The following is an 11,389-nucleotide window of genomic DNA, read 5'->3' as shown; positions in this document are numbered from 1 at the left end:
GTTGCCTTCAAAAGCAGCTAAATTGCAGCGTTTAAGGCATAAAAACGCCAATACTGAAAATAAATACCGACCGGGGTTTCTTTTGCTTTTTTTCTGCTTAGGCCGTGCAAGGAATTTATTATCTCCTCAGCAACCTATCACGTGCTGCATTTAACTTGTGTGCAAAGTATTCTGAGCCTCTCTTATCTGGATGCACTAACTTCATTAAATTTTGATATGCTTTATTGATTTCATTTTTGTTTGCTTCAGAATTTAGACCCAATATTTTTAGTGCCTCATCTGTGGACATATTATCACCGGCTTCATTTTTAGTATAACTTCTACTGCCATTAAATTCATTCAAAAATCTACTCAGTATAGAATTCACCATGAAACCTGTGTTATTTCTTTTTGTTAAGAAGAGAAAAAATACAACAACGCTAGGCAAGACAAAAGTAATTACTATGAATATCAAAAAAAGAAAAAAGATGAATGACATGTATATTTTTTTATCATTTTGTGATTAAATAGTAACAATTATAGTCGTCGTGGTAAACAACATGTTCATTCAAATTGAAGAAACACCAAACCCAAACACGCTAAAATTTCTTCCTGGGTTTGCAATTTTAAACGAAGGAGAAACGGCTGATTTTTCAAATGCAGATGAAATAAAAAATTCTAAACTAGCAGCAAATCTCTTGCAAATAGAACATGCGATGAGAGTATTTTTTGGTCATGATTTTATTTCAATTACAAAACCAGATGGTATTAATTGGGACATATTAAAAGTGGAAATTTTAACTACGATTATGGATCACTTTACTTCTGGTGGAAAAGCACTTGATAAGGAAGGGGTGAATGATAATAATACACTAGAAGAAGAATTTTTTGATGAAAGTGATATAGAAATTGTAAACAGGATAAAAGGGTTGATGGAAAGCTATATTAAACCTGCAGTTGCTCAAGATGGTGGTGATATCAAATTTCGTGGCTATAAAGACGGAATAGTTTACGTTGAGCTGCAAGGAGCTTGTTCTGGATGTCCAAGTGCTGCAATTACTCTCAAGCAAGGAGTGCAAAATATGCTGTGCTATCACATACCAGAAGTTTCAGGTATAGAAACTATACTATGATTAATCAAACAGTTAGAGGAACAAAAGATCTTCTGTTTGATGAATGGTATAGGTTTAAATATGTTCAACAAACAGCGAGCGAAATTTCAAGTTTATATGGCTTTTTACCTGTTGAAACTCCAATATTTGAATATACAGAAGTCTTCACAAAAACTTTAGGTGATAGCTCAGATATCATCAATAAAGAGATGTATACCTTTAATGATAAAGGGGGCAAGAGCATAACTTTACGTCCTGAGTTCACCGCAGCGGTTGTCAGGCTTTTGGTTGAAAAAAAACTGCAAACACCAATAAAATTATTTTCGACAGGGCCTGCATTTCGCTATGAAAGACCGCAAAAGGGAAGGCAAAGGCAATTTCATCAGATAAATTTTGAAGCTTTCGGTGTAGAAGATCCAAAAGCCGATATTGAATTGATTACACTTGCTCAGCATCTATTAACTGAATTTGGTATCGATAAAAATGTAAGGCTGGAAATTAATTCTTTGGGCGATGGTGAAACAATAGGTAAGTATAGAGAAGCCTTAATATCATATTTTAAAAAGTTTCAAAACGACCTATCAGAAGATAGCCAAAATCGATTGATTAAGAACCCACTCAGAATATTAGATTCCAAGGACAAGACAGATAAAGAAATAATCTCTGGTGCACCTAAAATCAGTGACTATTATACAAAAAAGTCCTTGAGTTTCTTTGAGCAAATACTAAATGGATTAACAATTCTTGATATACCTTATACTGTAAATGATAAATTGGTCCGAGGTTTAGATTATTATTGCCACACAGTGTTTGAATTCGTCACAGAAGATTTAGGTAGCCAAGGAGCAGTTTTTGCAGGAGGAAGATATGATAATCTAGTATCTTCAGTAGGTGGGAAGCATACTCCGGCAATAGGATTTGCAGGAGGTATTGAGCGCGTAATGGAACTGACCAACTATCTCGTGAAAGAGGAAAGAGCTGTTTGTCTAATTCCTATTGGCAAAGAGGCTGAAGAGCATGCTCTGACACTTGCAAATGAGCTGCGCAGAAATGGTTTATATGTAATCTATGAGTATAGCGGAACTCTCAAAACCCGAATGAGAAAAGCAAATCAAGCGGATGCTAAAGTTGCACTTATTTTTGGTGATGAAGAACTGAGCAGCAAAACTTTAAAGATTAAAGATATGGATCTAGGTGAAGAAAAAACGATTGCCCGCAATAATATAATAAAAAGCATTCATCAAGTGTATGGTCAGAACCGCAAGAGCAGGTTTTGGTAGGTTATGGCCCTACTCCACCCGCAGTCACAGACGCTTCTTTACCATTTGTGAGCGTAGAAGACAGCTCAGAATTAATCGCCTTTTCTATCGATTTAGCCTGTTTATAGTCATGACTTAAGAAATATATAGCTAGTCCGACCGCTATTCCAGCAACGAGAGTAAATACTGCTGCTGCGCCCAATATGATAGCCATCGAAGGACCTGCTAAAGCACTACCAACGCTTAGTCCAACACTAAGAAAAACGCCAGGTATAACGCCAAATGAACTACTACATGCAGCGCTCCATTTCTTCGAGTCAGCTTGTTTTTTCATACCTTTAACAAGCGTTTCTCTTGTTTTTCCTTGAGCTAAATCTAATGGAATTTCATCTTTTTGGTTCTTTATCAAAGGATTGATATCATAGTTAAAAAGGACCTCTATTGCCTGAGTGTTATTATCTATAACAGCTTGGTGCAATAATGTATTGCCTCCTTTACCCTTAAAGTTCATGTGAGTGCGAAACTCTTCGTTTGGGTTGCTTATTGGGTTGTTTTTTGCATACATCCTATCTCCTATAGCTTTTTCCAAATGTTTCATCACATCTTCTAGTGGTTGCTTATCGAGACTTTGCACAAAATGAAGCAGAATTTCGTGTATTACCGCTTCTTTTGTAGTTTTAGAGCATTGTAAAGCAAGTGCAAACGTGCTTCTATCAACAGTTATCTCTTTTGTGTCAGTAGGTGTTTCGTTAACTGTTTTTGGTTGAAGGAAAGACTTTAGGTCTTCAATTCTTTGTTGACCATCTTTTATTTCACGAATTATTAAATTTAAACCATCAGTCATACGATCCTCCTTATTTTGATCATATTATTTATTAATAATACAATAAATTCTGCTGAAAGTCAAGCTTTTGGTTAAAAAATTAATATAATTTGTGATAGTTTCTATGGATGTTGTCCAATTTTAAATTAACGTTCTGCAACAAACCTGTTAAAAAAAACTCACAGGATCAACATCTATTGTTATAGCAATATTCGAACTCAAGTTGCAACTTTTAATCCAGCATTTCAGCTTTCTCTGCATGGATAGACTATGTTTATTGTGTATCTTTAGCAATATCCTATATCGATATTTATTATTTAAGAAATTTATTGATGCTGGCGATGGACCAAGAATTTCGAATTCTTTTAAACATTGGTTGTGCAAGAATCTTGCTATTTCATTTGCTGCTTTTTGTGTTGCAATCTGATTCTTACCACAAATTATAAGTGCTATCAGCCTGCTGAACGGTGGCATTTTTGCTCCGCATCTTGACTTAAGTTCAATTTCATAAAATGCGTCCCTCTTTTGATGCTGCAATGCTTTTATTATCAAGCTTTCAGGGTTATTGGTTTGTATTATTACTGTCCCTTTTTCGTTGAACCTTCCAGATCTCCCTGCAACTTGGTGCAATAACTGATATGTCTTTTCTGCTGCTCTCAGATCAGAATTTTCGAGGCTCAAATCCGCATTTATCACACCAACCAAGGTCAATTTAGGAAAATTGTGCCCTTTAGCAATTATTTGTGTGCCAATTATAATATTCACCTCTTCCTTTAACACTAAGTCAATGACGTTGCTAACCGACTTCTGATCGCTACTTATAATCGAAGTTTTTGCGTTTGGTATTAGTTTGACCATTTCTTCAAGCAACCTTTCAATTCCTACACCATAAAGGGATAACGACTGCTCACTTTGGCAATTAGAGCATTTTTCTGGGAGCTTTAATTGATAAAAACAATGATGGCACAAAAGGGCGTTCTTTTTCTTGTGGTATGTAAGCCAAATAGCACAATTTAGGCAGGAAATTTTGTATCCACACTTTTTACAAACTACAAGTTGCGCATACCCTCGGCGGTTTAGAAAAAGCATAACCTGCTGTTTTTTCTCTATGGTTTGTTTTATGCACTCGAAAAGCTCATCGGAAATCCATTGTTTGTTGTTTCTCATGTCCACTACTTTAATGAGTGGCAATTCCGCACCGCCAAATCGCTTAGCTAACTTCACGTGATTGTAATTCCCACTTTTGACATGGTGAATCGTTTCAAGCAGTGGAGTTGCTGATGACAGAATTATTGGAATGTTTTCAATTTTGGCTAAGATTATCGCCATATCTCGAGCATTGTATATAATCCCCTGTTCTTGCTTAAAAGATGAATCGTGCTCTTCATCAACGATGATCAATTTTAAGTTTTTATAAGGTAAAAAAAGCGCTGATCGTGCCCCAATAATTATTTGTACATTTCCATTTGCTATATCAAGCCAGTTATTCCTGCGAGTTCTTGGAGTGAGCCCCGAATGCCACTGAGCTAGGTTTCTTGATATCTGACTGCGAATACGATTTACCAATTGTGAAGTTAAAATAATTTCGGGCAGGAGAATTAAAACTTGAGCGTCGTTTACAGTGTCAACTAACTTCGCAATCACAGATAAATAAACTTCCGTTTTCCCAGATCCTGTTTCACCATCAAGCAAAGTCACTGAGTATTCGTTCAAATTGCTTGCTATTCTGTCACTAGCTATCTGCTGCTCATGGCTTAACTGGCAACCTATTTCACTCATCTCCTGATCTTTTTCAACACAAACCAGTTTGTCTATTTGGTTTACTTTTAACATCCCTCCCATTATTACTTTTGCAAGCATACCAATAGGTATTAAATTGTATTGTGCAACCCACTCTGCAAATGCGATCAATTTTGGTCTAACGCTTGGTAGATTGATCTTTTGCTCGATAAATTTTAATTCTCGATCACTCTTGTCACTGCATTTCCAAACTATTCCAATCAAGCGTTTTTTGCCAAATGGCACTACTACGTAATCCCCAATTGAAATTTCAGTGTTTTCTTCAACTGCATATGAAAATGGCTGATCAATTGGCAGTGGTAGTAATACGTCAACTGTCTTTGTCATAGCAGTCTCAGTTTAGCACTGTTTTTATGAGTCTGTAACCTTTAACAATATAGATGAATTAGAAAAACTATACACAGAAAAAAGATCTTAATATTTAACATATTTTTCATAGTACATACCATATAATTGATAAATTAATAGATTTATATAATTTATGGAGGCCATTGATGGTTGACGATAAGATTACTTTGAACTTCGAGATAGAAAGAGGTGAGCCTATAAACCAATATTATTTTTCTGCACGTATAAAGCTTACAGATGAAAGCAAAAATCTTTTGCGTGAAAAGCTCAGCAATGCAGTTGAGTTTGATAACCTAGATAGCCACCTAGATCTCAATCCTGAAAAATTTTATATTTATGAAAATCAATATGCATATCGAGACGAGCTATATGTTAGAGATGATAATAGTAGGTATTTAGCTTCTAACCTCTCACTCAATCACTACGGATTTTCAATGGAACTATCATCTAGTGATGTATCAAGCGCAGATTATGGTTTTTATCCTCTAGCTGTAATTTATAACCCAAGTCACTACGATAAAGCAAAGGAAAAAGTATTTGATGGTCATGGTGAATTGTTGTCAACCGTGTCGAAGATACTAGATAAATTACTAAGCAATAAAAACAACTTAGCTACACAAGATGTATTACAAAATGTATTTCTACAACTGCAAAAAGAAGCTGCTGAAGAAGCGGACAGATTAGCAAGAGAAAAGGAAGAAGAAAGACAAAGGGAAGAAGAGTTAAATCAAAAGAACGAAGAGTTAAAAGAACTTATAGAAAAAGATGAGATCAAAATATTTAAAGTGATAAAAGGTCATGATATAGGTGATGGACGTTCAGCAGTAATTTTACAACCTGATGGGGAGAAAGGAGGTAAAATACCTCTCGATTCGAGTAAATACTATATAGCAGATTATGAAGGCAGTGAGTACCTACATTGTGTTAGTTCTGGTTATGATATGCTGCTCAATTACAGCGATTTATTTTTTGTGCTGAACGAGAGTTCCTATTCTGATCTTGATAGTGGATTTTATCCAATGTTTGACTTCAATTCTTATGCAAGCAACTTAAGCACTAAGAATCAGTATTATGGTGATAGTAAGTTATCTGAAGAATTATCTCATAGTCTAGAGAGAAATGATGGTTGGATGAGTCGATCAGATACTGAAGCTATAATTGATAATGAGCAAATGAACGAAGAAGTTGTAGTAGAAAGTGGAGCCAAGTCTAGAAAGAAAAGAGCAATTGAGGAGGACGATAGTGATATGAAAGGTAGTAATAACTCACAAGCAAAAAATGAGAACCAAAAATCAACGACTGTGGAGTTTCAAGAAAATTCTGTACCGCAGGAGTTAATAAAAAAGCTATTTCCAAATAAAGAGAGTGTAATAATAAACGATAAGCTTACGATAGAAGTAAAATATGGTGAGCTAACTAGTTACACACCTGATTATATAAAGCAAACTGTAAAAGATGCTTATGAGGCTTGGTCTGAAAATTTCTATTCACAAAAAAGCAATCATAGTGATCCAGTAAAATTGCACCTTTATGTGCTGAAAAATTATGACGATTACAAAGCTCATATAAAGGAACTTTCGGGTGGCAAAAACCATAACGAATTATGGGGTGGTGGAACAGTAAGAGCACATGAAAATGACGGTACGATAGCAAAAACCTTCATTATTGGAGATGTAAATAGCTTACTTTGTGCGAAGTCTAAAATTTTAATGGAAAAGATGAGCGATGCATTTCTTGAATACGCCACTGGCAATCTCAATGAAGTACCTGAAGTTTTACGCACTGGTATGAAGCTTTTCATGTGGAGCTATGATGCAGCTAAAAAGGAAAGCGCTCGCGATATGCATTACACAAAAAAAGCATACAGTAAAATGCAGGAATCTGGGTATGATACACCGTATAAAATAGCAAGTATGTCTAACGACTATAGAATGTCAGATTGCTTGGTAACATTCTTGCAAGAAAAACATCCTCAATTTATCAAGCAATTGCTTACTACAACACCTTTTGGTAGAGCACAAGCAATATCAGAATTCAAGCGTCTTTTAGATGACTCAGAAATTGAAAAAGAATTTAAGCAGTGGATGGATGTAAAAAGTGGCAATAAAATTATAGAAGATCTTGTACCAGATAGTGAAGTTATGACTCTCGGCGAACACAAGCTTCAAATAAATATAAAATATGATAATGAGGAATTAACTCAGAGCAAACTGAGTAGTATAAAAAATACCATCGAGAGTACTATAAAAGATTTTGACTCAGCATTTGGCATTAATAATTCTCAACCTTGGCACAATATACCAAATAAAGTCAACATCTTCATATTTAATACAAAGAGTGACTACGAAAATTATCTAAAAGAATTGAGTATTGGTTATCAAGGTAATTCCGGTTTGACGCTTCAGGGCCGCGGTTCAGATGTTCATGTTTGTTTTTACTTGCAGGATGAGTTCAATGACTCATGTAAAACTTTAAAACATGAACTGGGACACGCTTTAACCGTCATTAATTCCTATTATGGCACGGGTAGTGTTTTGTCTAAAGCTATGCATGAAGGAATTGCTAACTATATGGCAAGTTTGGAAGACGGTCAGCATGTCAATGATCACGGAGATAAAGAGGCCTTAATTGCAATAAGAAATAAAGATCTCAAACCAGATGAGATACTACGCAATAATATTATAAATAATAAAGGGGACCATTATCATTCAGATGCTGAACAAGTGATAGAATTTCTTGAAGATAAACACCCAGATATGATCGATAATTTGCTAAAGAGTCTCTCTACACATGGTACAAATGGACCTCAAGGTAATAAATTAGTTGAGGATTTTTTGGCTAAGTTGAAAGATTATGATCAAGAGTTTAAACAGTGGGTCAAGGTTCAATTGAGTGGTGAAGAGTACCTGAAGCGTGAACACGAAGTATCAAGTACGCAAGAGGATAAAACTGAACACCTTACTAATGAGGAAAGAAAAAGGAGTAAAAGATCGCTAGAAGAAGATGAGGATAAACAGGAAGAAGTTGTCATAACAAGTGTTATAGACAGTATGAAAGATGATAAAGAAGAAGACGACCCAAAGCACCCTTTAAAGGTAAAGATAGGTGAACCTATTGAAACGGGAAAGTATAAGGTGGAATTGCAAGTGACATATGACGATGTAAAGAACTTTTATGATATCGTACGTAACAAATACCATGTGAGCAAAGAATATGACTATGAGCAAGTTATGATTTTATATAACGAAATTGTTAGTCTAGCTCACAACCATCATTACGAACCATTTACTCTTGATAAAGCATATGTTGTTGATAATCATCTATTTATCAAAGATCAGGATTTTGGAACTTTAGGTGATTTTAATGAGATGTTCTATAAAAGTGATGAGTTAGTGTAATATAAAGAGCTAGATTCAACTTAGCGGACGAGAATTATAAGAAATTAGGATTTTTGCATAATCTTCTGTCATTCCAATCAGAAGAATGTCATCCCAGTGCCCAGACACTGGGATCCATTCTTTTTTTTTCACTAGATTCCAGCGTCACGCGCTGGAATAACACCCTTGAAGTTTCGTACAGATATACATCACGCGCTATGTAAATAACAACTATGTGACAGATTTTTATCTTCAAGGTTTCTTATCGAGTATCAACATCAGCTCGTCCCATTCCCTTTTACCAATTCCGCTTTCTTCTCTAGTAACATTTTCTCCTTTAACTAATTTGCGGACTACTTCTAGACCAGTTCTTGAAATACAAACCGATTCTAAGCAATACTCAACGAAAGCGCTGTATGCCATTGGGACCCACTTCTTTATTATATTCAACATAACTTCTGCATAGACTCTAATTTCATACTGAGCATGTTTGTCAGCTCTAAGTTTCAAAAAATGAAGAAGGTTATGCAGATCTATCTTCCAATAAAATTGCGTGTAGTAATTAAGCATTAGATTGGTTCTAGCAATTTCTCTTGCAAGCCCCTGCTGAATAAATTTCTCATAATGAGAATACACTAAATTAGAGTCACTTATCAGAGAATCTATTATTTCTTTCGATGCATGTGAGTCAAAAGCTTCACCACTGCCTTGTTTATTATTATCAGATTGTTTTGCAACCTGTCCTGGCTTTGGTATGTAAAATTCATTGTCAAGTATTGAATACCTTGCCGAATACTCATTCACATTTGCAGTTCTATGCCTTATCCATTGTCTTGCAACGAAAATTGGAAGTTTCACGTGAAACTTAATTTCACACATCTCAAACGGAGTTGTGTGGTGATGCCTCATTAAATACTTTATAAGCGCTTCATCTTGACTTATCTGTTTTGTTCCCTTTCCATAAGAAACACGAGCAGCTTGAACTATAGCGCTGTCAGAGCCCATATAATCTACTACTCGAATAAATCCATGATCTAATACCTTATGTTCCTCATATAGAATTTCATCTATTTCTTTTACTGTAATTCTCTTGGTTGAATAACGTTCCTCGTTCATAAAATATCCTCAAGATGAAATAGAGATATCAGCTCCACACGAATTTAGTTTTTCGTGCATTGCTTCATACCCTCTCCATAAATGATGTGAGTTATTTATTGTAGTTTCCCCACTGGCTACCAAAGAAGCAAGCACTAAGGCTGCCGTTGATCTTAAATCAGTAGCATATAGATCAGCTCCAGACAAGTTTTTTACTCCATTTATAATAGCTTTGCTTTTCTCGATGCTGATGTTAGCACCTAACTTTCTCAATTCATCTGCATGTGCAAATCTATTTTCAAAAATGTTTTCTTCAATTACTGATATCCCATCAGCGACGCACATTGCAGACATCAGTTGTGGCTGCATATCACTAGGAAAGTTAGGGTATGAATCTGTTATAACATTAGCAGATTTAATAGAGCCATTTTTTCTAGAAATAGCAATACCTTTGTCATACAGCTCAACCACAGCTCCTATAGCCTCCAATTCATTTGCAATACATCTTATATCAGATGGATTTATTCCTTCTAACATCAATTTACCACCAGTTATTATGGCAGCTAGTGCGTATGTACCGGCTTCTATGCGATCTGATATTATTTTGTGGACACATCCATTTAATGTCTCAACTCCTTTTATTGTTATTAGACCTCTTGCAAAATTCTTTGTCATCCCAGTAGCGTAACACTGGGATTTATCATGGATTCCAGCGTCACGCACTGGAATGACATCAGAGAGATCTATTTTATTATCATGAATATTAATATCAGCACCCATTTTCTTCAAGAACTCTATTAAATCTAGAACCTCTGGCTCTGTTGCAGCATTGTTTATTATTGTTATTCCTTCTGCAAGTGTTGCTGCCATTATTATGTTCTCCGTTGCACCAACGCTTATTTTTTCAAATGTAATTTCTCTCCCTTGTAGCTTTCCTTTCACCGTTGCAATTATATTACAGCCGTCAATTTCAATTTTAGCCCCCATTTTTTCTAACGCTTTGATGTGCATGTCGACAGGTCGTTTTCCAATGTTGCACCCACCAGGAAATGCTGTTCTCGCTTTACCGAATCTGCTAAGCATTGGACCTAGCATTAAAAAAGATGCTCGCAGTTTATTTGCAGTTTTATGTGGTATCACATGATTGTTAATATTGCTACAGTTAATTTCTAAAGTATGATTTGCTTTATAATCTTTGTTGTACATAAAGTTTACTTTTGCTCCAAGACTTTCGAGCAGCTCAGACATCAGATGCACATCAATTAGATCAGGTACATTATGCAAAGTTACTGAAGAACTACTCAATAGGCTTGCTGCTGCTATTGGTAAAATAGCATTCTTTGAACCATTAACCTTAATTTTCCCAACTAAAGGTTTATGGTTATTCCTTACTAATATTTTATGCATCTAATCAAACTAGATCTTACCGAGTAAGTATAGTGAATTGGCAGTAAAAGGCAAACATAGCCTCTTGATGAGTATAGTAAGCCAGCGTCAAACGCTTTCCAGTTTCACTTGGCTTAAGAAATTTACCAAACGAGAAAAAAAGCAAAAGAAGCCCCGTGGTGGCTAGTTATTTACTTTTGTGTCGAAATG

The 11,389-nt window shown here is 35.5% G+C and carries 8 protein-coding genes; 3 read left to right on the top strand and 5 right to left on the bottom strand.

The window, feature by feature from the left end:
• Nucleotides 1–118: 118 nt before the first annotated feature.
• Nucleotides 119–370, bottom strand: coding sequence for a DnaJ domain-containing protein (locus DM84_RS02015; protein WP_250778080.1), 252 nt, complete (start codon nt 368–370; stop codon nt 119–121).
• A gap of 169 nt (nt 371–539) precedes the next feature.
• On the opposite strand from DM84_RS02015, the gene DM84_RS02010 reads away from it, so the two are divergent.
• Nucleotides 540–1,112, top strand: coding sequence for a NifU family protein (locus DM84_RS02010; protein ID WP_250778078.1), 573 nt, complete (start codon nt 540–542; stop codon nt 1,110–1,112).
• Nucleotides 1,109–2,371: a histidine--tRNA ligase gene (hisS, locus tag DM84_RS02005; protein ID WP_250778076.1), complete on the top strand. Its 1,263-nt coding sequence runs from the start codon at nt 1,109–1,111 to the stop codon at nt 2,369–2,371. Before DM84_RS02010 ends, hisS begins: the two co-directional genes overlap by 4 nt.
• 1 nt (nt 2,372) lies before the next feature.
• Here the strand turns inward: hisS and DM84_RS02000 are convergent, their stop codons facing one another.
• Both DM84_RS02000 and priA read right to left on the bottom strand, forming a co-directional pair.
• Entirely contained in the window at nt 2,373–3,194 is an 822-nt protein-coding gene (locus DM84_RS02000) for an ankyrin repeat domain-containing protein (protein WP_250778074.1), read from the bottom strand.
• Nucleotides 3,195–3,341: 147 nt separating this feature from the next.
• Nucleotides 3,342–5,300, bottom strand: coding sequence for a replication restart helicase PriA (gene priA, locus DM84_RS01995; RefSeq protein WP_250778072.1), 1,959 nt, complete (start codon nt 5,298–5,300; stop codon nt 3,342–3,344).
• Nucleotides 5,301–5,467: 167 nt separating this feature from the next.
• Here priA and DM84_RS01990 point away from each other — a divergent pair, with 167 nt between their 5' ends.
• Nucleotides 5,468–8,719, top strand: coding sequence for a collagenase (locus tag DM84_RS01990; RefSeq protein ID WP_250778070.1), 3,252 nt, complete (start codon nt 5,468–5,470; stop codon nt 8,717–8,719).
• A 231-nt stretch (nt 8,720–8,950) separates the two neighbouring features.
• On the opposite strand, the gene thyX is transcribed toward DM84_RS01990, so the two are convergent.
• Nucleotides 8,951–9,814, bottom strand: coding sequence for an FAD-dependent thymidylate synthase (gene thyX / locus DM84_RS01985; protein ID WP_250778068.1), 864 nt, complete (start codon nt 9,812–9,814; stop codon nt 8,951–8,953).
• Nucleotides 9,815–9,823: 9 nt separating this feature from the next.
• On the bottom strand, nt 9,824–11,200 hold the full coding sequence (locus DM84_RS01980; protein WP_250778065.1) for a UDP-N-acetylglucosamine 1-carboxyvinyltransferase: 1,377 nt from the start codon (nt 11,198–11,200) through the stop codon (nt 9,824–9,826).
• Between the last annotated feature and the right edge of the window lie 189 nt (nt 11,201–11,389).

The organism is Wolbachia pipientis, from assembly GCF_023661085.1.
In the GTDB taxonomy this organism is placed as follows: Bacteria; Pseudomonadota; Alphaproteobacteria; order Rickettsiales; family Anaplasmataceae; genus Wolbachia.
Note: the sequence above shows the minus strand (reverse complement) of the source record. Positions and strands in the feature narration are given on the sequence as shown.